Source organism: Nonomuraea sp. NPDC050202, from assembly GCF_040656115.1.
Taxonomy (GTDB): domain Bacteria; phylum Actinomycetota; class Actinomycetes; order Streptosporangiales; family Streptosporangiaceae; genus Nonomuraea.
Window position 1 is genome coordinate 169,132 of record NZ_JBFALF010000003.1, and the last position, 21,151, is coordinate 190,282.

The window sequence follows — 21,151 nt, forward strand, 5'->3', positions numbered from 1 at the left end:
TCCGGCCTCAGGCGCGGGACAGTGCCTCAGGCGCTCGACTCGGCCTCAGCAGGTGCGCGGCCACCGCTCCCAGGCGGAGGCCGTCACGACGTGGTGCCAGCGTTCCGCGCCGTCCGTCAGGCCGGTGCCGGGACCGCCGCGGCCAGCGCGGCCCCGATCGGCTGGGCCACCTCGGGATGGGCGAGGTACTCCTCGATGTCGTGGGCCTTGCCCACCGGATTGGCGACGGCGACCTCGTCAGGAGCGCTGGCCCAGTGGCCGCTCAGCGGGCACCCGATGGCGACCGGGTCGAGGGGGCACCAGGCGTTGAACCAGCGCGCCACCCGGTCAGGACGGTGCGGCCCGCCGGCGAGCAGGCGCCGGTGCACGCTGTCGAGCCCGAGCGGGCTTCCCGCGGTGACGAGCAACTCGACCTCCACCGCCGGGTCGAGCCGGGTGAGCAGGTCCATGGCCACCACCGTGCCGAGGCTGTGGCTGACCAGCACCAGCCGGCCGGTGCGCGGCATGTCCTGGAGCACGCAGCCCAGCACGGCCTCGCGGACCTGCCGGTCGTCGAGGTAGGCGGCCACGTCCGCGAAGATCGCGGCGATGAGCAGCCGATCCAGGTCGGTGGTGTCGGCGAGCCAGCTCAGGCCGCGGCGCACGGAGTCGCCCAGCCCTTCCCTGCTCCCTGGCCGTGCCCCCGGCATGCCGGCCCGGCCCGCCGCCTCGATGATCATCTGCTCGTACAGCTGCCGCGTGGAGCCCGGGCCCGGCGCCACCGCCTCGACGGCTCCGCGCGGTGAACGCGACAGGGCCTCCATCGGCTGCATGGCCAGCAGGAGCTGCCTGGCGTAGAAGGGGAAGCACACGTCACCCGGCGTGATCGTGGCCAGCCCCGCCCGGGTGAGCCCGCCGTTCAGCCCGGCGGCCCAGTACCGGCGCAACTGCTCGGGATCTTCCTCCTCCTGGCCGCGGCCATGGAGGAAGACCACGTGCCTGGACCCGCCGAAGGCGCCGGGTGCGGCGGGCACGCCGGCGCGGAGCGGCGTGCTCCGCGCGTCCGTCTCGATGACCAGCCCGTCCACCGGAGAGGCAGGCGGCGGGACGGTGACGGCCGCCCGCGGGGCGGTGGCGTCCGCGAGGCCGGACTCCGGCCCCATCTCCGTCAGGTACGCCCGCCGGGCCTCGTCCAGGGGCAGGGCGGCGAGGTGCTTGAGGATGACGCTGATCCGCACGCCCTCGTTGGAGACCCAGTCGACGGCGTCGTCGCCGTCTCCCTCCCGCCAGGGCTGCCCGTCGCGGCGCAGGATACGTCCCTGGTCGTCGGTTCTGGGCACGCCGCTGTGGTGCAGCGCCGTGACCTCCCACTGGTCGTTGAACACCGGGGACCCGGAGCTGCCCGGCTCGGTGTCGGTCTGGTACTGCAGGAAGTCGTCCAGGCGCGCCTCCAGCCGGTTCTCCCGGATGGAGATCTCCTTCAACCGGCCGCTGGGATGACCGATGATGTTGACCGGCTCGCCGATGACCAGCTTGCCCGTCTGGACACTGAGCCGGTTCCAGCCGAACGTCTGCCCGGCCTGGCGGCCGTCGGCGTCGGGGCTCACGAGCACGAGGGCGAAGTCGAGGGCGGCGTCGGCGACGAAGAACGCGTCGGGAGCCAGGGTGAACCGCCGGGAGACCTCGGGGATGTTGTCCACGGTGACCTGGGCGTCGAACTCCACGATCACCGCGCCGGCCGCCGTGGCGTCGGGCAGCACGTGATGGTTGGTGAGCAGGAGCCGGGGGGAGACCAGGAACCCGGTGCCGATCGGGAGCTCCCGGCCGTTCTCGGCGACGCAGATCCGGGCGACCGTGCGCGCGGCCCGCGCGCCGCGGGGCAGGAAACTCCACGACTGCAGGTCCTTGGCCACCCCGAGGATGCGCTCGTACATCTGGGGCTGGTCGAGGGCGTCGGTCCTGGTGGCCTCCAGCGCGGCTTCGACCGGGAGGCCGTTGCGCTGGATGAGGCGGGCGGTACGGGCGGCCAGCATCTCCGGGGAGTCGGGGAAGGCCTCGCCCCGTTCGTGCCTGCGCCAGGCCTCGTCGCGTTCGGCACCGCTCCAGCGGTACCGTTCGGCGGCGGCCCTGGTCTGCCGCACCCTGCTTTCGCTGACTTCCGTGGATATTTCCATAATCGTCCGCCGCTCCCATATAAAGCAGGCATCTCATCTCGAATGTGTGCGCCGGGTCGCGTGGCCGTCCAGATGTCCGGCAGGTAATTGACCGCTTGTTGACCCATCTTTCGGCATCCGGTGCCCGTGTCCGCCGCTCACGGGAAGTCAAGTTAGGTCATTAAAAATGTCATTGAGATGGCTTATTTCTTCTTTTCTGGTCTTCCGGCGGGTCATGGCTACCGTGAGAAGCGAGGAGAAAGGGGAGCCTCATGGGTAACGTCGTCGACTACGTCTCTGTCGCATCCCTGGACAGGCGCAGCCAGCACCTCACCGAGGCCGAGCTCGACCGTCTGGAGGAGCTGACGGCGGCGGCCGGGGATGACGAGGAGTAGATCCGCCCGTCCCGCGCGCTGTCCGACGGAGCGGGAGGTGCCGCTCGCCGAGGCCGGACGGCGCTCGGTGGCGGCACTTGCCGCGCTGGGCCTGCGGGCCGAGCTCGCCGACGTGGGCGGGGGTCGTGATCCGGCCGCCTGGTGGTGCGGGCTCGTGAGCCGGGCGGGCCCAGCGCCGGTCGCGTGCGGGATGGGCAAGGGCGGCCCGGACGAGGCTCGGCTGGGCGCGCTCTTCGAGGCCATCGAGCATCACCTGACGGGACCCGCCGGATTCGACCCGGGCGCCGTGGAGCCCGCCGCCCCCGCCGCGATCGCCGCGGGGCCGCTGCGCTCGGACGCCTGCGCGCCGCTGCTGGCCCCCATGCCCGGACGCCGGATGGCCTGCCGGCGTTACCACGCCCTCGCCGGCGCGGGCGACGCGCTCGTACCGCTGTTCCTGTCCGCGCCCTGGTACCTGGAGACGGAGGCCGCGCCCCTGCGCGAGCGGGCCGGTGACGACAGCGACTACACCCACCTCATGCGCTACAGCTGCAACAGCGGCTCGGCCGTCGGCGTCACCGCCGCAGAGGCGGTGCTGCACGCCCTCAACGAGGCGATCGAGCGCGACGCCCTGTCCCTGCTGCTGGTACGGGCCTTCCTCGGCGGGCGCCGGTTCCGGCCCACGCTCATCGACCCGGGGACGCTGCCGCCCGACGCCGCCCGGGCGCACGCGGCGGCCGAGGAGCTGACCGGATCCCCGGTGCACCTGCTGGACATCACCAGCGATCTCGGGGTGCCGACCATGCTGGCGTACACGGCGCCCAGCTCCCGCCATCCGCACCGGCGCGGCACGGGCACCTCGCTGAGCCCGGCCCATGCCGCCTGGCGCGCCCTCACCGAGCTCGTCCAGACCACGCTGGGCGAGGAGCTGGCAGGCGGTGCCCGCCGCGATCCGGCCGCGCTGGACGCGCACCCGGCCCTGGCCGCCTGCGGGCGGTTCGAGCTCACCGAGGCCCTGCGTCAGGCGCGCGTGGTGCCCTTTCCCGCCGCCGGGCCGGTGCCGGGAACGCCCGCCACGCAACTGCGGGCGGTGTCCGCGACGCTGACGGCACGGGGCTTCAGGGCCTACGCCCGGCCGGTGCGCGCCCTGCCGGGAGGTGTGGTCGCCGTGCACGTGATGGTGCCGGGCCTGGAGCGATTCATGCTCGTCACGGACGGCAACCTCGTCGTCCCCGGGCCCCGGGGCAGGGAGGCGGCGGGAGGGACACGCCATGGCCTTTCACCCGTGTGGTGATGTTTCCGGATCGCTGCCGCGCGATGGGAATTTCGCTGAATTGCCCCGCTCGTTTTTCCGATCAATCGACCTCGGGCATGAATTTATCAGTCCCATTTCTAGCTGTATGGCGAAGATAATGGACTTATGTCTGGTCATTCCTGGCAGCGGAATCGTGTGGCCGGGTGGGCGCTCCTCTGGGGCGGCGTGCTCTTGGCCGTAGGCTTCGCGCTCGTCACCATCGCGGCGAACCAGCCCGGTGCGTCCGGCGGGGCAGCGCCGTTCCTCCAGATGCTCGCGGCGGTCAGCAGCGTGATCATGCTGGGGAACGGCCTGGTGCAGCTGTGGTCCTCGTGGCGTACGAGCCGTGCGCCCAGGCGTGCGCCGACCTCCGCCGACATCGACACCGCGAAGGACATCCTCGCCGGCCTGGTGGCCCAGCAGTGGCGTGAGGAACCGGTCCTGCGCTCGCTGTGCGATCCGGAGCCCATGCCGTTGCCCTGGCGATCGACCGAGCGGCGTGAGCTCGTCGATCGTCCCGAGATCATCGCCAAGGGGACCGTGGCCTTCCCCGGTCTGGGGATGCACATCGAGGACATGGCGCGCAACTTCAGGGCCCTGGACTGCAGGCGGCTGGTCATCCTAGGAGGCCCGGGGACGGGGAAGACGACGTTGGCCGTGGAACTGGTGCTCGAACTGCTCCGTACGCGGCGGCCGGAGGAGCACGTGCCGGTGCTGGTGTCGGCCGCCCGCTGGGACGACCGCGTCCATCCACGGGTGCAGGACTGGCTGGCATCGAGTGTGGCGACGGACTATCCAGCGTTGCGCGCGGAAGCGCTCGGCCCCGGCATCCCCGAGGCGCTGGTGTCCCGTGGCGAACTGCTGCCCGTGATCGACGGGCTCGACGAGCTGCCCGAACACGCCCGCATCGACATGCTGCGCGCGCTGAACCGTTCGATGTGCGAGAACGACCAGCTCATCCTCACCTGCCGTACGGAGCAGTTCGCCGAATCGGTCGATGAGCTCGGCGACGTCCTCAGGGGCGCGGCGGTCATCGAGCCGCAGCCCATGTGTCCCGCCGCCGCGGCCGACTACCTGCAGGCATGCCTGCCCTCGGTGCCGCGGCCGGCCTGGTCCGAGGTGCTGGATTCGCTGCGTACGGGGACCGCCCCCGCGTTGGCCGAGGTGACCTCGACGTCCTTGGGGCTGTGGCTGGTCCGCGCCACCTACATCGCCACGCGCGCGGATCCTGCGCCGCTGCTGCAGCTGGGGCGGGGCAGCGCCGCCGCGTTGCAGGACCACCTGTGCGACGAGCTGATCCCCGCCCTGGTCAGCACGCGTCCACCGGCCGACGCGCCGGCCCAGCTCTTCCGCCCGCAGCACGCGTGGACGCCGGAGCAGGTCAACCGGTGGCTGACGTACCTGTGCCGCCAGCTCGCGAAGAACGAGGAGGACACGCGGGACCTGGCATGGTGGCACCTGGCTCGCCACGCCCCCAACCGATCGGTGCGGTGGTGGAGCGGCATCGGGGCCGGGGCGGTGATATGCGGGCTCTTCGCCTTCGCGGGCGGCGATCTGATTGCCGGTGCCGCGGTCGGCGTGCTGGCCACGCTCGCGATCGTGTTCATGACCGGTTCCTGGTTCACCGAGGCACCGGGGCACGCGGACTTCCGGCTGCGCGGCAGGCTGTCTGATCTGGTCCGGATGATGGGTGCCGCGCTCCTCTTCGGTGCCCTGGGGGCGCTCGTCGGCTGGGTGACGGGCGCCGTGTTCATGCGCAGCACGGCGGCCGGCGTGGCGGCCGCCGTACAGGTCGGGCTGCTGTCAGGCATCGGCTTCATTTTCGTGTTCGGCCTCGTGCGGTGGGTCGAGCGTCCGGCCACGGACGCCAGTGCGCGGTCCCCGCGCTCGACCTGGCAGGCCGACCGCAACCTGACCGTGATCCGCATCGTGAGCGGGCTCGTTCTCGGGGCGATCGGCGCGACCATCGCGTGGAAGGCACAGCTCAGCTGGGGCATGGGCATCGTCGTCGGGCTGCTGGGGCTGCTGTTCGGGCTCATGCTGGGCAGCCACCACGCCTGGCTCGCCTACAACCTGACCGTTCCCCGCCTGGCCACCAGGGGCAGCCTGCCGCTGCGGGCGATGAACTTCCTCGACGACGCCCACCGCCTGGGCCTGCTGCGCACGGAGGGGCCGTACTACCAGTTCCGGCACGTCGAGCTCCAGCAACACCTCGCCCGCGAGCTGGCGGCGAAGAAGAGCAGGCACCGGGAGCCCACCCCGCTCACTTGAACGGGGGGTGGCGGAAGGGCGTGCCCTGTTGGGCGGCATTTCAGCGTGGCTTGGCAACCAGCGGAACCGGTCGGGGGCATGTTCCCCTGGGGCCGGAGGACCGGCGCCACGTCCGGAGGACGGCGTCGAGCGGGGGCTGAAGGCCATGGGTGAGAGATACAGCGTGTTGCGCGACATGAGCGGCGTGCGCACAGCGAGTCCGCTGGAGTCGGCGCGGGCGGGCGGTCCGATGCCGCCGCCGGCGCTCGGCGTGGGCAGCGAACCGCACGTGGAAGTGGTCGAGCTCGGCAAGCGCGAGCTGCGCGACGTGTCACGCGACCCGGAGGTGCGGGCGGTGGCGCCGGTCATGCCGACCACGCTCATCCAGCCGATCGAGGACGGGGCCGACGGGCGGGCGGAGGCCGAGGCGACCGCCGCCGCGGCCACGTGGGGCGTCAAGGCCGTGGGCGCCGACGTCACGACGCGGACGGGAGCGGACACCGTCGTGGCCGTCCTCGACACCGGCATCGACGCCACCCACCCCGCCTTTACCGGGGTGACCCTCATCCAGGAGGACTTCAGCGGCTCAGGCGTGGGCGACAAGCAGGGGCACGGCACGCACTGCGCCGGCACGATCTTCGGCCGGCCGGTCGAGGGCACGCGGATCGGCGTCGCGCCCGGCGTGAGCCGGGCGCTGATCGCCAAGGTGCTCGCCGACGACGGGAGCGGCGACACCGAGGGGCTGCTGCGCGGCATGGAATGGGCGCTGCACCAGGGCGCCCAGGTGATCTCGATGTCCCTGGGGTTCGACTTCCCCGGCATGGTCCAGCGACTGGTGGACATGGGACGGCAGCCGAGGTTCGCCACATCGCTCGCCCTGGAGGCGTACCGGGCGAACCTGCGGCTCTTCGACGCGCTCATGCGGATGGTGGCCGCCCGGGGGGCGGTCGGCCCCGGCACCGTCGTCGTGGCGGCGGCCGGCAACGAGAGCGAGCGCCAGCACGGGCCGGATTTCGAGATCGCCGTGTCGCTGCCCGCCGCCGCGGAGGGCGTCATCGCGGTCGGCGCGCTGGCACAGTCACCCACGGGCAACGGCCTGGTCGTCGCGCCCTTCTCCAATACCTTCCCGCAGATCAGCGCCCCGGGGGTGGGCGTGGTCTCCGCGCGGAGCGGGGGCGGCCTGCGCTCCCTGAGCGGTACGAGCATGGCCACGCCGCACGTCGCGGGCGTGGCGGCGCTGTGGTGGGAGGACGTGATGAAGTCGCCGCTGCCGGCGGCCTCGTCCACGGTCACCGCGCGCCTGCTCGCCGGCGCCGCGGTCAGCCCGCTGGCGTCCGGCGTCGACGTGGCCGACCGGGGCGTGGGTCTGGTGCGGGCTCCGTAGAAGGCGGGCCCGCGCATTCATGTAAGAAAAGGGAGAGGTTCCGTATATGTCATTCACCACTGCTGTCGACAAGCGTTCCCAGGCGAACAATGCAAAAAGGGAACAAGGTCTGGACCAGACCACAAAGATCTGGAACGTAACCAACTATCCGACTCGTGACGAGGCTGCGCAGTTCGTCAACTATGAGCCTGCGCAGGGCCCGGGAGAGGCTGTCTTCTCCAACTGCGCTGACGGCACGGTGGACGTGTACTACTACCTGTAGGCCGTTCATCGGGAGGGCGCGCCGGCCGCTGTCCGGCGCGCCCTCTTGCCTGCCGACACCTGTCCGAAAATTGGGTATTGTCGCTTTTTTGAAGGGCTTAGGTTTTTAACCCCAAATGTGCTAAACAGGCTACCCAAAAGGCATCTAGGTAGGGCGTCTTTCCGGATTTCCTGTGATGTCCTGGAGACGTGGGCACCACTACAAGGTGCCCGCACAAATGGACGGCCCACGATCGTGGGATCCACCCTCATCGGCATCAGGAGGTAGCCATGAAGGCTCCGGAATACCGTCCCCCTCCTCTGGACATCGGGGACGACAGGCGCGAGCTCGTCAAGAAGTGGCAGCAACAGCTCAGGAACCGTGGCTGGCACATCGAGGTCGACGGCATCTACGGCAAGGAGAGCAGGCGTCTGTGCGCCAACTTCGAGATGGAGCACGGCCTGACCTCGAACGGCGACGTCGACAAGGCCACGTGGGACGCCACCTGGGAGGCCGGCAGCACGAAGCCGCAGCCGACGCCCGGCCGCATCCTGAAGAAGGGCGACACGGGCGAGGACGTCCGGAAGTGGCAGCGGCAGGTCAACAACCGCGGCTGGCCGGAGCTCAAGGTCGACGGCGACTTCGGCGACCAGACGGAGCGGATCTGCAAGGAGTTCCAGGAGTTCGAGGGCCTGCCGGTGACCGGCAAGGTCGACGAGGACACGTGGAAGGAGGCATGGCTGGAGAAGACGCCGGTAGCCGCCATGTAGGCGCCTTCTCCACGCCGGCCGGTGCCCCCGTCCAGGGGTGCCGGCCCGCTGACGCTTCGGGTCGGTCCCAGGCCGAGGGCCAGGGTCAACCTTCTGGCACAAGGGCGCAAAGCGCCATATAACCTCTCCCCATGACCGGATCCCTCCTTGAGGTGATCGCGCTCAACGTGCGCGACGCCGTCGCCGCCGAACAAGGCGGAGCCGACCGACTCGAGGTCGTGGCCGACATGGCGGCCGACGGGCTGACCCCCTCACCGGAGACGGTCGCCGCGATCGCCGCCGAGTGCCCGCTCCCCCAGATGGTCATGCTGCGCTGCGACGCGAGCTTCGCCGCCGACCCCGACGTCGTCGAGCGGCTCAGCCGCGACGCCAAGGCCCTCAAGCAGGCCGGGGCGGCCGGGTTCGTGTTCGGGTTCCTCGACGGCGCGGGAGCCGTCGACCTGACCGCCACCGAGGCGCTCATCCACGCGGTCTCGCCGCTGCCGTGGACGTTCCACCGCGCCGTCGACCACGCCGCCGACGTCCACGCGGCCTGGCGCGCCGTGCGGCTGCTGCCGAACCTGGCCACCGTGCTCAGCTCCGGCGCGCCCACCGGCGTGGGGGACGGGCTGCCCGTGCTCAAGGCGCGCGCCGACGCCGGCGACGGCTCGATCGTGCTGGCCGGTGGCGGTCTGCGGCCCGCGCACGTGCCCGCCCTGCTCGACTACGGCATCCGCGCCTTCCACGTCGGCTCGGCCGTGCGGTCGAGCTGGTCGGACCCGGTCGAGTGGCGCCTGGTACGCCAGTGGCGGGCCCTGGTCGAGCGCGACTGACCACCCTCCCTGAGGTTCACGGCAGGGCCATGTCGGCGCGGCGCAGGGCGGCCGCCAGGGTGCGGATCGTGGCGGGCTCGTCCATCACGCCACCCCCGGCCGAGCGCCGCTCCTCCCAGGCCAGCACCCGCTCCCTGTAGGAGTCGTAGCGGGCCAGGTGGAAGGCGTAGACGGTGGCGAACCGGCTCACCAGGTGGGACGGGTGCATGTCCCACCCCTGGTAGAAGCCGTGCCGCAGCGAGTGGCGGACCAGCTCGGCGTGCCGCCGCCACAGCCCGTGCACGTCCCCCGCGCGGTCGGAGGCGGGCGAGGCGGCCAGCGAGCCGTCCGACAGCTCCACCCCCGTCCCCGCGAACGCCGTCTGCATGACGTGCCGCGCGTGGTCGCAGGCCGGATGGTCGAGCCGCTGCTCGTGCGGCGGCAGCCCCAGCGCGGCCGTGTAGTCGAAGACCCCGAAGTGCGCCGCCGCCAGCCGCCCGCCCAGCGCCTCGTTCAGCTCGCCGCGCAGGAACGGCAGCGTCTGCGGCGCCTCCACCTGCATCTCGAACCGCAGTCGCACCCCGAGCTCCGCCTCCAGCTCCGCCAGCACGCCCGCGAACTGCCCGAGGTAGGCCTCCATCAGCACCTTGGGAAAGGTCACCGTGAACCCGCCCGGCAGCTCACCGGCCCGCTCCACCACCCCGGTCACGAAGCCGCGCAGCGTGCGCACCGACCGCTCGGGATCCCCGTCGGCGAACGACTTCACCCGGGGACCCCACCGCCGGGGCAGCGCTCCGGCCGCGTGCATCGCGGCGACCGCCTCGACGGCCTGCCTCACGTGGCCGTCCTCGACGGGGCCGGGCCGCACGCCGTACCCGTCCTCGAAGTCGACGCGCAGATCCTCGACCGGCTCGGTGGACAACTTGCGCAGTAACATCTCGTGCACGACGGCGGCGAGCCCGGAGGGCACGCCGAAGACCTCGGCCACCTCGTCGGGGCCCGCCAGGTGAGCCTTGAGCAGCGACAGCGCCCGCTCGCCCCACTCGGCGACGGTGCGGGCCGAGAAGCGGTCGGCCGGCACGTACACGGTGTGGACGGGCTGCCAGCCGGGACGCGCCTCGGGGTAGCGGGCCTGCTGCAGCCGGTACGTCCCGGCGAAACCCTCAGGGACGGCAGGCACGGAGCATGGCCTCCAGCCCGACGAGCTTGACGCGTTCGCCACGGTTGAGCGACTGGGCGAGCTCCGCCTCGGCCGCCTCGATGGCCAGCCACTCCGCGTACGTGATCGGCCGCACCCCGCGCCCGGCCAGCAGCAGGTCGATGCCGCCCGACCCCACGCGCGCGCCGCCCTCGAGGTCGGCCAGCAGCGTGCGGACGGTCTCCGCCGCGTCGGACTTGTTGGTGCCGATCACCCCGGTGGGCCCGCGTTTGAGCCAGCCTGCGACGTATTCGCGATCGCGCACTCGCCCGGCCTCGTTCGGCACGGTCATGGTCCGGTCCGAGAACGGCACCCCGGGCAGCGGGACGCTCTGGTAGCCGACCGAGCGCAGCACCATGCCGACCGGCAGCGTCTCGTACTCGCCGGTGCCGACCACGCGCCCCTCCTCCGACAGCCGGGTGCGCTCGAGCCTGAGCCCCTCCACCCGCTCCGTGCCGAGGATCTCGACGGGCCGCAGCCAGAAGCGCACGTCGAGGCGGCGCGGGCGGCCCACCGGCTCGCGGTCCGCCCACCCCTGCAGGACCTTGATGTTGCCCTGCACCTGGCGCGGGAAGTCGCCGCCCAGGACGACGGCCTCGTCCGGGCGCACGCACACGTCGGCGTTGACCAGCTCGCCCAGCTCGCGCAGCTCCTTCAGGGTGAACTTGGCGTGCTCGGGCCCGCGCCGCCCGACCATGTGGATGGCCTTCACCTCGCTCTCGCCGAGCCGGTGCAGCACCTCGTGCGGCACGTCGGTGGCGCGCAGCTCCTCGGCGGTCTTGGCCAGGACGCGGACGACGTCCACGGCGACGTTCCCGACCCCGATCACGGCGACCTCGGAGGTGTCGAGCGTGAACCGGCCGGGGTCGACGTCGGGGTGCCCGCAGTACCAGTTCACGAAGTCGGTCGCGGCCACGCTGCCCGGCAGGTCCTCGCCCGGGATGCCGAGCTTCCTGTCGACCATCGCGCCCGTGCAGTAGACCACCGCGTCGTAGACGCCCAGCAGGTCCTCGACCGACACGTCGGAGCCGAGCGTGACGCCGCCGAGGAAGCGCACCTGGGGCAGCTCCAGCACCTTGCGCAGGTAGTTCGCGATGGACTTGATCGAGGTGTGGTCGGGCGCCACGCCGTACCGGACCAGCCCGTACGGGGTCGGCAACCGCTCGATCACATCGACCTCGACCGGCTCGGCCGACTGCTTGACCAGCGCCTCGGCCGTGTAGATCCCGGCAGGGCCCGACCCGATGACCGCCACGTGCAACGTCACGCCGCCTCCCTACGCCGGTCCACGTGCGACACGCCCCACTGGACGCGACCGGCCAGTGTGATCGATGTATCCCCGGTCGCCGGTGCGGATGAACCCGTCCCCGGCGAATACCGCATGATCGGTGCTCCTGCCAACGTAACCGCTCATGACGGCTTCTGAGCGGAGGCGCGTGCCTCCACGCTACTCCGCTACGCCGGGCGATGGCGCAGGGCCACCTTGTCCACCTTGCCGTTGGCGTTGGTCGGCAGGGCGTCCACCACGACGATCCGCTTGGGCACCTTGTAGCCGGACATGTTGGCGCGCGCCCACGCCGCCAGGGCCTCGGGATCGGCCGCCATCCCCGGGCGGGGCACGACGTAGGCCAGCCCCGACTCCCCGGAGACCGGATCCGGCACGCCCACGACCGCGGCCTGCGCCAGCGAGCCCTCCCGCAGCAGCAGCGACTCGACCTCGGCGGGGGAGACGTTGAACCCGTTGACGATGTACAGGTCCTTCTTGCGGTCCACGATGGCCAGGTTGCCCGCCTCGTCCAGCACGCCGACGTCGCCGGTGTGCAGCCAGCCGTCCGCGTCGATCACCTCGGCCGTCCGTGCGGGCTCGCCCCAGTAGCCGCGCATCACGCCGTAGCCGCGCTGCAGGATCTCGCCGCGCTCGCCGGCCGCGACCGGCTTGCCGTCGTCGTCCACCACCTTCACCTCGATGCCGGGCACGGGCCTGCCGGTGGTGTTCGCGATCACGTCGATGGGGTCGCCCGCCCTGGTCATGGAGACGACCGTGCCCTCCATGAGCCCGTACGCGTTGATCATGCGCTCCAGGCCGACCCGCTCGACCAGCCGCGTGATCAGGCGGGCCGGCACGGCGGCGGCCCCGCAGATGGCCACCCGCAGCGACGACACGTCCCAGGCTCCGCGGTCGAGTTCGTCCAGCAGCCGGTGGAACAGCGTGGGCGGCCCGGCCAGCACCGTGACCCGCTCCTCGGAGATCAGCGACATCAGCGCGTCCGGCGTGAAGACCGCGACCGGGATCATCGTGGCCCGGCGCAGCACGCAGGCGACGAGCCCGGCGTTGAGGCCGAACCCGTGGCTGAACGGCGCGATCACCGGGTAGCGGTCGTGCTCGTCCAGCGTGACGATCTCCGACCAGTCCCAGTAGCCGCGCAGCACCTGGGAGTGGTCGATCATCACGCCCTTGGGCGTACCGGTGGTGCCGGAGGTGGACATGATCTCGCACAGGTCGCCGGGCCGTACGGCGAGCGCCCGCTCCTCGGCCTCCCGCACGGGCACCTCCGCGGCGGCGGGCACCTCGGGCACGGCGTGCCGCAGGCCGGGCAGCGGCGGCAGCAGCCCGGCCAGGGAGCTTTCGGCGATCAGCACCTGCGCGCCCGTCTTCTCGATGAGCTGGGCGGCCTCGATGCCCTTGCACCGGGACGACAGCGGCACGATCGCCGCCCCCGCGTCCCAGATCCCGAACGCGTGGGTCACCCAGCGGGCCGAGTTCACCCCCCACATCGCCACCCGGTCACCCGGCCGCACACCGAGTGCGACGAGGCCGCGCGCGACCCCGGACGCCGCCTCGCGCAGCCCGGCCAGCGTCAGCCGCGGGCCCGCGGGATTGGCCACGACGAGCTCGTCGGGATGGCGTTCGGCCTGGTCACGAAGCATGCGGGGGAGCGTCCCCCAGTCCGGCATCGATCCCATCGGCTGCCCCTTCAGGTGATGAGCGCTCTGTCCCTTCCGAGGTGGTGGCCGCGCAGGTCGTTCACGGTGCCGGGCACGGGGGTCTCGGAGACCTCCTGGGCGATCTCCACGGTCACCGACACGGGGGTCAGCGCCCGGACGGCCTGCTCGATCCGCCCCTTCCACATGGGGTTGCCGATCAGGCTCTGCCTGGCGAACGTGACCTTGAGCGCCGCCGTGTCCAGCGTCCCCTGCCGGCTGACCGCCAGCTCCCACCCCGCCACGCCGTCGATCCGCGACAGCGCCCTCTCGATCCGCGGCAGCGCCAGCCACACGCCCCTGACCAGCACGTGCTCGCCCACCGTGTGGGCGGGCGCGGGGATGTCCCCGCCTCCCGCGGTCCTGGCGACCAGCCCGGTCCTGAGCACGGCGTCGCCGAGCGCCGAGTGCGCGGACGGGGTGACGACCAGCTCGGCCGGCCCGTCCGCCGTGGCGGGGACGTCCTTGTCCAGCGCCGCCAGCCCCAGCACACCGTCCGCGAGCGGCCGGAGGGGATCGTCCTCGGCCGCGTGCCAGGCCAGCGCGCCACCGCTGAACGGGCTGGCCAGCACCTCCGTGACCGTGGCCCCGAACTCGCCGGCCAGGTGCCCGAGCGTGCGCTTGGAGGCGATCTCGCCGGTCAGCACGATGGTCCTGAGCCCGAGGTCCAGCGGGTCCAGCAGGAACTCCAGGTGCAGGCGGGCCAGCAGGTCCATCGCGCCCGTGGGGGTCGCGACCAGCGTGGTGGCCTTCAGCGCGCTCAGCGCGTGGTGCAGGCGCATCCGGCCGCGCGGGCCCACGCAGGCCGCCGCCTGCGCCACGTCCGCCGCCGCCGACGCCCACAGCGCGCCGGCCGGTTCCGCCAGGGCCACCACGACGCGGTCGCGCTCGCCGACCCCCGACTCCCGCAGCGCCGCCCCCGTCAGCCCCGCCGCGGCCGTACGGTCCTCGGGGGACAGCGGGAAGACGCTGGACACGTCGGGGGAGACCAGCAGCAGCCCGGTGGCGGAGCCCGCCGCGGCCCCCAGGTCGTCCCGGGTCAGCCAGCGCGCCATCAACGCATCACGTCCTTCATGAACAGGGAGATCGACTCGCACACCCGCTCGTGCGCCAGGCCGCCCACCTGCGCCTGGATGATCAGGTCCGTCGCGCCCGCCTCGGCGATCCTGGCCAGGGCCTTGCGTGAGCCCTCCACGTCGTCCACGACGACCATCAGGTGCTCGCGGAGCGTGGCCATGGCCTCCTCGGGCGGCAGCCCGGCGGCGAGCTGCCCGAGCACGCGGTGGGTGGCGTGGCGGGCGTCGTAGTAGTCGGGCGGGGTGACGAGGTTGACCTGGCGGCGGATGTACCACAGAACCGGATCGGCGGCCGTGACGTTGGCCTCGTCGCGGGTGGGGGCGACGTACCAGGGGATCATCAGCGCGACGCGCCGGGTGGCGGGGTCGAAGCCATGCTCGCTCAGACATTCCCGATATCTCGCGATGTCGGCGGCGACGTCGTCGATGCCCTTGAGCATGGTCATGCCGAGCAGGTTGTACCCGTGCCTGGCGGCGGCGAGATAGCCCTCCAGGGAGGTCGAGGCCACCCAGACCGGAGGGTGCGGCCGCTGGGCCGGGCGCGGGTAGACGGCCACGTCGGGGATCTCGAAGAACTCGTTCGACCGGCTGACCGGCTCGCCGTCGGCCTGCCAGATGGCCAGCGTGGCCTCCAGCGAGTCCTCCCAGATCTGCCGCGACTTCTCGAACGGCCGCTGGAACGCCTGGTACTCCAGCGGTGACGCGCCCCGCCCCGTGCCGAACTCGACCCGGCCGCTGCTCAGGATGTCGAGCGTGGCGACGCGTTCCGCCGTACGGATCGGGGACTGGAACGGCAGCAGCACCACCCCGAGCCCCAGGCGGATGCGTTCGGTGCGCTGCGAGATGGCGGCCAGGACCAGGTCGGGTGCTGAGGAGTGGGAGAAGCCCCTGGTGAAGTGGTGCTCCACGAACCAGGCGGCCTCGCAGCCCAGCCGGTCGCCCAGGACGACCTGGTCGATCACGTTCTGGAACGCCTGCTGCTCGACCTCGCGGGTGCGACCGCGGACCTCCAGCTCATACCCCAGGCTGATCCGTAGGGACGACGTCATCGCGCCTCCGGCGTAATAGGAAACCAAGCGCTCGCTTGGTAGAGCGTATCAGCGGCAAAGACTTGCGGGAAGGGCGCGGCGGCGATCAGAGTGGATGCCTGTGAAGCGAAAGCACGCGTTGCGGCGGCCGAAGAGCGGCGCGTCTCCGGACCAAGGCGGCGAACTCTCGCTCACCAGCGCCCGCCGGTACGAGGCGTTCGGCCGGGTGATGGCCGCGCTGGCCTCCGAGGCCGACTTCATCGAGTCGTGCCGCGACCTGACGTGGTGGCGCGGGGCCGACCACAGCTGGCACGTCGAGTGGCGCGACGGGCCGTACGCGTCGGAGGTGGCCACCCTGCTGGCCGAGCAGGTCCGCGACCCCGACTACGACGGCTCCCTCGTCACCCAGGCCGGGCCGGGCGACGGCGGCTCGGCGGTGCTCGACGTGATGGGCGTGCGCTTCGAGCTGCGCGCGATCGACCCGATCGGGCGGGCCACCGTCCGTGCCCGTCCGGGCTTCTGGCGCCTGGCCGAAGCCCTCGACACCACCCGCCGCACCAACACCCGCCACCCCTGGGAAGAACTCCTCGGCGGCTGACCCGCACCCCGCCCGCCCCGGGAAGCGTGCGGACCTCAGCCCGTGCCGAGGACGTGCGTGGCGAGCCGGGCGCGATGGGCTTGCGGCGGCCCGAAGAGCTGCGCGTCCGAGGTGGCCCGCTTGAAGTACCGGTGCGCGGGATGCTCCCACGTGATCCCGATCCCCCCGTGCACCTGGATGTTCTCCCCGGCCACCGCCAGATACGCCTCCGTGCAGTACGACCCCGCGACCGCCGCCGCCACCGCGTCCTCCGCCGCCGCCCCCGCCGCGGACCTGGCCGACTCCACGAGCAGCAGCAGATCCGCCAGCTTGTGCTTGATCGCCTGGAACGCCCCGATCGGCCGCCCGAACTGGTGCCGCCGCTTGGCGTGCTCCACCGCCATCTCCAGGCACCGCTGCGCCCCGCCCACCTGCTCGGCCGCCAGCGCGGCGATCCCGAGGTCCCGCACGCGCGCCCACCCCGCGCCGTCGCCCAGCCGCCGCACCGGGACGCCGTCGAAGTCGAGCCGCTGCAACGGCCGGCTCTCGTCCATCGTCACGTGCCTCACCCGCCGCGAAGGCACGGCCTCCACCAGCGCGCCGCCGGCGTAGACCAGCACCAGCTCCCCCTCCAGCGCGTACGGCGCCACCCCCGTGAGCCGCTCCCCGTCGAGGCGCAGCTCCCCGTCACCCGGCAGCACCACGGTCGCGCTCACCCCGCCCGCCAGCGCCTCCAGCAGCTCGTCCGCCCCGCAGGCCGTGGCCGCCTCGACCGCCATGACCGCCGACTGGAGGAAGGGGTGGGGTGACAGGACCCGCCCCAGCTCCTCCGCCACGGCCGCCATCTCGGCGGGCCCGCATCCCGCTCCGCCGTGCTTGCCGGGCACGAGCAGCCCGGCGATCCCCACGTCCCGCGCGAACGCCTGCCACGACGCGCCGGGACGCCCGGCCAGATAGTCGCGGACGGCGGCGCGAAGCTCATCGGCGAGTGACACGCGACCGATTATAACCAAGCGATTGCTTGTTTTAGTATGGACATGACCGAAATTTGCCTTTTTTGTAGGGTCACATAATCTGGATGTGGTCATCCCCAGACCATTCCGGGGGAGGGGTTGACCAGGGAAATGGACATGAACAACATCACCATCGACTACGCCGACTTCGCCGAATACGACCGGCGTCAGCGCGCCATCGAACGCCATTTGGTGGCGGCCTTCCTGGGTGGACTGGCCGTCGGCCTGATCGGCATGCTCATTTCCGGAAACGGCCCCGGCTGGCTCGGCCAGATCTACGACCCGTACGCCTATCTCGCCCTCTCGCTGACCGTCGGCGCCACCGCGTCGGGGTTCGGATGGGCGCTGGTGACGACGTTCCTGGCGGCGGTGTCCACGCTCGTCTCCGCGCTGGGCGCGAGCGCGCTGACCGGCGACGAGGCCTTCGACGTGATCGGCGGCAGTCCCGCCGGCCTCAACTGGACGCTCGCCCTGCTCGTGGGCCTGGGCCTGCTGGCGTACGCCACCCGCAGGCAGGACGGCTGGGGCGACGTGGCGGCGGGCGCGGTCGGCGCGGCGCTGATCGCCGACGTGGTGGACCGGGCGACCCCCGGGTTCATCGACAGCGAGCAGTCGTTCTGGCCGTGGCCCGCGATGGTGGTCGGCCTGGCGTCCGTGGCCCTGGTGCTGGCGCTGCGCAGGAGCGCGCGCGGGCGGGTGCGCGCGCTGGCGATGTCGGCGGTGTTCGCCGGCCTGTTCACGGTCTGCCTGGCCGCCTTCGTCGCGGGCTGGATCCCGCTGGCCGTCTGAGCCGCCGGAATAAGCCCGAGCGCGGTGCTCCTCCGACTCGATAGCCTGTAGACCTCTGTAGTCCTCTGCAGGCCTCCACATCCGGGTTCGAGCAAGGAGTAGCCGTGTTGCTGCGCATGTCGTCGTTGTTTCTTCGCACCCTGCGGGACGACCCGGCAGACGCGGAAGTGCCGAGCCACAAGCTCCTCGTCCGCGCCGGCTACGTCCGCCGGGTCGCGCCCGGCATCTACTCCTGGCTCCCCCTCGGCAAAATGGTCCTGGAGAACGTCGCAAGGATCGTCCGCGAGGAAATGAACCGCATGGGCGGCCAGGAAGTGCTCTTCCCCGCCCTGCTGCCCCGCGAATACTACGAGGCGACCGGCCGCTGGACGGAATACGGCGACACCCTCTTCCGGCTGCAGGACCGCAAGGGCGCCGACTACCTCCTCGGTCCCACGCACGAGGAGCTCTTCACCGACATGGTCAAGGGCGAATACTCCTCCTACAAGGACTATCCGGTCACCCTTTACCAAATCCAGACCAAATACCGCGACGAGGCGCGGCCCAGGGCCGGCATCCTGCGGGGCCGCGAGTTCCTGATGAAGGACTCCTACTCCTTCGACCTCGACGACGACGGCCTCAAGCGCTCCTACGAGCAGCACCGCGAGACCTACATCAGGACCTTCGACCGCCTCGGCATCAAGTACAAGATCGTGTTCGCGACGTCGGGCGCGATGGGCGGCTCCGCGTCGGAGGAGTTCCTGGCCCCCACGCCCACCGGCGAGGACACGTTCGTGGCCTGCCACTCCTGCGGTTACGCGGCCAACGCCGAGGCCGTCGTCACGCCCGCCCCCGCCGCGCGTCCGACCGGCGACCTGCCCGCGCTGCAGGTGCTCGACACCCCCGACACCCCGACCATCGAGTCGCTGGTGTCGTACGTCAACGAGCACCACGGCCTGTCCGTCACCGCCGCCGACACGCTCAAGAACGTCGTCGTCAAGGTGACCACGCCGGGCTCCGACAAGGTCGAGACCCTGATCGTCGGCGTGCCCGGCGACCGCGAGGTCGACTTCAAGCGCCTGGAGGCGTCGCTGGCGCCCGGCGAGCCCGCCATCTTCGAGGCCGCCGACTTCGCCAAGCACCCCGGCCTCGTCCGCGGCTACATCGGCCCGCAGATCCTGCGCGAGCTCGGCATCCGCTACCTCGTCGACCCCCGCGTCGTCGACGGCACGTCCTGGGTCACGGGCGCCAACGAGCCCGGCAAGCACGCCGCCAACGTGGTCGCGGGCCGCGACTTCACCCCCGACGGCACCATCGAGGCCGCCGAGGTGCGCGCCGGCGACCCCTGCCCCCGCTGCGGCGCCGAGCTGTCCATCGACCGCGGCATCGAGATCGGCCACATCTTCCAGCTCGGCCGCAAGTACGCCGACGCCGCCGGCCTCGACGCGCTCGGCCCCGACGGCAAGCCCATCCGCATCACCATGGGCTCCTACGGCATCGGCGTGTCCCGCGCGGTCGCGGTCATCGCCGAGCAGGCCCACGACAAGCTGGGGCTGGTGTGGCCGCGCGAGGTCGCGCCCGCCGACGTGCACATCGTCGGCACCGGCAAGGAGAACCAGGTGGAGGCCGCCCTGGAGCTGGGGGCCGAGCTGGAGTCGCGCGGCCTGCGGGTCCTGGTGGACGACCGGCCGCAGGTCTCGCCCGGCGTGAAGTTCAAGGACGCCGAGCTGCTCGGCCTGCCGACGATCGTGGTCGTCGGGCGCGGGCTGTCGCAGGGCGTCGTGGAGCTGCGCGACCGGGTCTCCGGCGAGAAGTCGGAGATCCCCCTCGCCGAGGCCGCCGACCGCATCATGGCCGCCGTCAACGCCTGAGAGCGGAGCCCTCCTCCGCCGACCGGGGCCCGGCCTTGACCCGTTCGGACGGCCCAGGCCCCGCCACGGGCCACCCCGGGGTCCGGTCGGGCGACCCAGCGCGCCATGGGCATGCCCTGGTCGGTCCGGGCAGCCCAGCCCGTCACAGGCATGCCAGGGGCGGTTCGGGCGGCCCAGCCGCCACGGGCAGGGCCCTGGTCCGTGTGGCCGGCGCAGCCCCGGGTACGGCGGTCCGGCCGCCGCAGGCCGGCTTTGCCCGCTGCCTTCCCTCCGAGAAGGACCCAGCCGGAGTACGGCGGGACGGTGACGCGCCGGGCGGGCGTCAGCCGCCCGCCTGCCCCGCCGAGGGCGAGGCCGGCGGTGACGCCGCGGCGGCGGGCATGCCGGGGAACGCCGCCGGCGGATCGGGCCGGAACGCGTACGACCGCTTCACGGCCTCCTGCATGGCCAGCGCCGCATGCTCCCGCAGCTTCTGGTCCTGCGCCGACACCAGCTCCAGGTAGGCCGCCGCCACCCCGTTCTCCAGTTGCACCGCCAGCTTGACGGCCAGCGTCGCGTTGGAGGGGAAGAACGGCAGCGCGTACGACGCGTCGGGCTCGGCCGGCCGCCCGCCCCGCGCCGTGATGAGCGTGCGGAGCTGGTCGCGGTGCGCCCGGTGCGCCTCGAAGGCCTCGCTCATCCGCCGCCGCACCATCCCCGACGTGCGCGCCGCCAGCAGCCCGTACGCGAACAGCGCCGCGTGCTCGGCGGCCAGCGCCTTGCGCAGCTTCTCGATGTCGTCGGCGGAACTCACAAGCACCTCACAAGCACCTCACAGGGGCCTCACAGGGACCTCGGAAGGGCGATGGCGTGGGCGGCCTCGCACGCGCCGATGCTGGCGATGAGCTGGGCCACCCCGGGCGAGACGCCGTCGAGCTGGCGTGGCCGCTCGGCGGCGGCCTCGCGCTCGAGCTCGCGCAGCCGCGACAGCGACGCCTTGCCCGCCGAAGCCGTGGGCGACGAACTGGGCGACGGGCTGGGCGAGGGGGGCGCGGAACCGGAGGGAACGTGCTTGCGCAGCTCGTCCAGATGGGCCTGGTGGCGGTCGCGGAACGGCGCCAGCTTCTCGGCCCCGCCGGCGATCAGCGACGAGTAGAGCGCGATCGTGCGCTCCTTCTCCGCGATGAGACCCTTCAGCAGGACGGTCTCGGGCGAGTCGGAAGGGGGCGCGGCGGGCTGCTGCGGCGGCCCGGAGGCGGTGCAGGCGGTCAGCGCGGCCGTCCCGCTCGCCAGCAAGGCTCCCCCGCCCGCCAGAAAGGTCCGACGGGACAGCTGACGCGCGCGCACGGACTCGAACCTCCTGGTGTCACCGGCCTCGGTGGGGCCTCGGTAGCATCGTACGGCCAGTGCCCGGGATCGCCGT

General features: G+C 72.2%; 19 protein-coding genes. 10 read left to right on the forward strand and 9 right to left on the reverse strand.

Features of this window, described 5'->3' with window-relative positions; all coding sequences use genetic code 11:
- Positions 1-116: 116 nt before the first annotated feature.
- Positions 117-2,120 (reverse strand): serine protease, encoded by a 2,004-nt coding sequence (locus AB0I79_RS10850; RefSeq protein WP_357870131.1) that lies wholly within the window; start codon positions 2,118-2,120, stop codon positions 117-119.
- A gap of 284 nt (positions 2,121-2,404) precedes the next feature.
- On the opposite strand from AB0I79_RS10850, the gene AB0I79_RS10855 reads away from it, so the two are divergent.
- The 7 genes from AB0I79_RS10855 (at position 2,405) to AB0I79_RS10885 (ending at position 9,257) form a co-directional block, all read left to right on the forward strand.
- Entirely contained in the window at positions 2,405-2,527 is a 123-nt protein-coding gene (locus tag AB0I79_RS10855) for a hypothetical protein (RefSeq protein ID WP_357870134.1), read from the forward strand.
- 37 nt (positions 2,528-2,564) lie between these two features.
- Complete coding sequence (locus AB0I79_RS10860) at positions 2,565-3,800, forward strand: YcaO-like family protein (protein ID WP_357870136.1); 1,236 nt, start codon at positions 2,565-2,567, stop codon at positions 3,798-3,800.
- A gap of 186 nt (positions 3,801-3,986) precedes the next feature.
- The gene (locus AB0I79_RS10865; protein ID WP_357870139.1) at positions 3,987-6,071 is read left to right on the forward strand and encodes an NACHT domain-containing protein; all 2,085 of its coding nucleotides are present in this window, start codon (positions 3,987-3,989) and stop codon (positions 6,069-6,071) included.
- 145 nt (positions 6,072-6,216) lie between these two features.
- Positions 6,217-7,434 (forward strand): S8 family serine peptidase, encoded by a 1,218-nt coding sequence (locus tag AB0I79_RS10870; RefSeq protein ID WP_357870141.1) that lies wholly within the window; start codon positions 6,217-6,219, stop codon positions 7,432-7,434.
- Between the two features lie 46 nt (positions 7,435-7,480).
- Positions 7,481-7,696: a hypothetical protein gene (locus AB0I79_RS10875; RefSeq protein WP_357870143.1), complete on the forward strand. Its 216-nt coding sequence runs from the start codon at positions 7,481-7,483 to the stop codon at positions 7,694-7,696.
- A gap of 269 nt (positions 7,697-7,965) precedes the next feature.
- Positions 7,966-8,445 (forward strand): peptidoglycan-binding protein, encoded by a 480-nt coding sequence (locus tag AB0I79_RS10880; RefSeq protein ID WP_357870145.1) that lies wholly within the window; start codon positions 7,966-7,968, stop codon positions 8,443-8,445.
- A 131-nt stretch (positions 8,446-8,576) separates the two neighbouring features.
- Positions 8,577-9,257 carry a copper homeostasis protein CutC gene (locus tag AB0I79_RS10885; RefSeq protein WP_357870147.1) on the forward strand — a complete coding sequence of 227 codons (681 nt, stop codon included), beginning with the start codon at positions 8,577-8,579 and terminating at the stop codon, positions 9,255-9,257.
- Between the two features lie 16 nt (positions 9,258-9,273).
- On the opposite strand, the gene AB0I79_RS10890 is transcribed toward AB0I79_RS10885, so the two are convergent.
- From AB0I79_RS10890 to AB0I79_RS10910, 5 genes are all read right to left on the reverse strand, one after another.
- Positions 9,274-10,416: an aldolase gene (locus tag AB0I79_RS10890; RefSeq protein WP_357870150.1), complete on the reverse strand. Its 1,143-nt coding sequence runs from the start codon at positions 10,414-10,416 to the stop codon at positions 9,274-9,276.
- Complete coding sequence (locus AB0I79_RS10895) at positions 10,400-11,701, reverse strand: FAD-dependent oxidoreductase (protein ID WP_357870152.1); 1,302 nt, start codon at positions 11,699-11,701, stop codon at positions 10,400-10,402. Before AB0I79_RS10895 ends, AB0I79_RS10890 begins: the two co-directional genes overlap by 17 nt.
- 188 nt (positions 11,702-11,889) lie before the next feature.
- Positions 11,890-13,398, reverse strand: a complete 1,509-nt coding sequence (locus tag AB0I79_RS10900; RefSeq protein WP_357870154.1) for an AMP-binding protein — start codon at positions 13,396-13,398, stop codon at positions 11,890-11,892.
- Positions 13,399-13,409: 11 nt separating this feature from the next.
- The gene (locus AB0I79_RS10905) at positions 13,410-14,471 is read right to left on the reverse strand and encodes a hypothetical protein (RefSeq protein WP_357870157.1); all 1,062 of its coding nucleotides are present in this window, start codon (positions 14,469-14,471) and stop codon (positions 13,410-13,412) included.
- Complete coding sequence (locus tag AB0I79_RS10910) at positions 14,471-15,541, reverse strand: LLM class flavin-dependent oxidoreductase (RefSeq protein ID WP_357870159.1); 1,071 nt, start codon at positions 15,539-15,541, stop codon at positions 14,471-14,473. The genes AB0I79_RS10905 and AB0I79_RS10910 overlap by 1 nt, the downstream gene beginning before the upstream one ends.
- Positions 15,542-15,635: 94 nt before the next feature.
- Here AB0I79_RS10910 and AB0I79_RS10915 point away from each other — a divergent pair, with 94 nt between their 5' ends.
- Entirely contained in the window at positions 15,636-16,118 is a 483-nt protein-coding gene (locus AB0I79_RS10915) for a hypothetical protein (protein ID WP_357870162.1), read from the forward strand.
- Between the two features lie 35 nt (positions 16,119-16,153).
- On the opposite strand, the gene AB0I79_RS10920 is transcribed toward AB0I79_RS10915, so the two are convergent.
- Positions 16,154-17,092: an acyl-CoA dehydrogenase family protein gene (locus AB0I79_RS10920; protein ID WP_357870165.1), complete on the reverse strand. Its 939-nt coding sequence runs from the start codon at positions 17,090-17,092 to the stop codon at positions 16,154-16,156.
- 135 nt (positions 17,093-17,227) lie between these two features.
- On the opposite strand from AB0I79_RS10920, the gene AB0I79_RS10925 reads away from it, so the two are divergent.
- Both AB0I79_RS10925 and AB0I79_RS10930 read left to right on the forward strand, forming a co-directional pair.
- Entirely contained in the window at positions 17,228-17,899 is a 672-nt protein-coding gene (locus AB0I79_RS10925) for a hypothetical protein (protein WP_357870167.1), read from the forward strand.
- Between the two features lie 104 nt (positions 17,900-18,003).
- Entirely contained in the window at positions 18,004-19,749 is a 1,746-nt protein-coding gene (locus tag AB0I79_RS10930; RefSeq protein ID WP_357870169.1) for a proline--tRNA ligase, read from the forward strand.
- A 322-nt stretch (positions 19,750-20,071) separates the two neighbouring features.
- On the opposite strand, the gene AB0I79_RS10935 is transcribed toward AB0I79_RS10930, so the two are convergent.
- Positions 20,072-20,548: a ferritin-like domain-containing protein gene (locus AB0I79_RS10935; RefSeq protein WP_357870172.1), complete on the reverse strand. Its 477-nt coding sequence runs from the start codon at positions 20,546-20,548 to the stop codon at positions 20,072-20,074.
- A 23-nt stretch (positions 20,549-20,571) separates the two neighbouring features.
- On the reverse strand, positions 20,572-21,075 hold the full coding sequence (locus tag AB0I79_RS10940; RefSeq protein WP_357870174.1) for a hypothetical protein: 504 nt from the start codon (positions 21,073-21,075) through the stop codon (positions 20,572-20,574).
- Positions 21,076-21,151 lie beyond the last annotated feature (76 nt).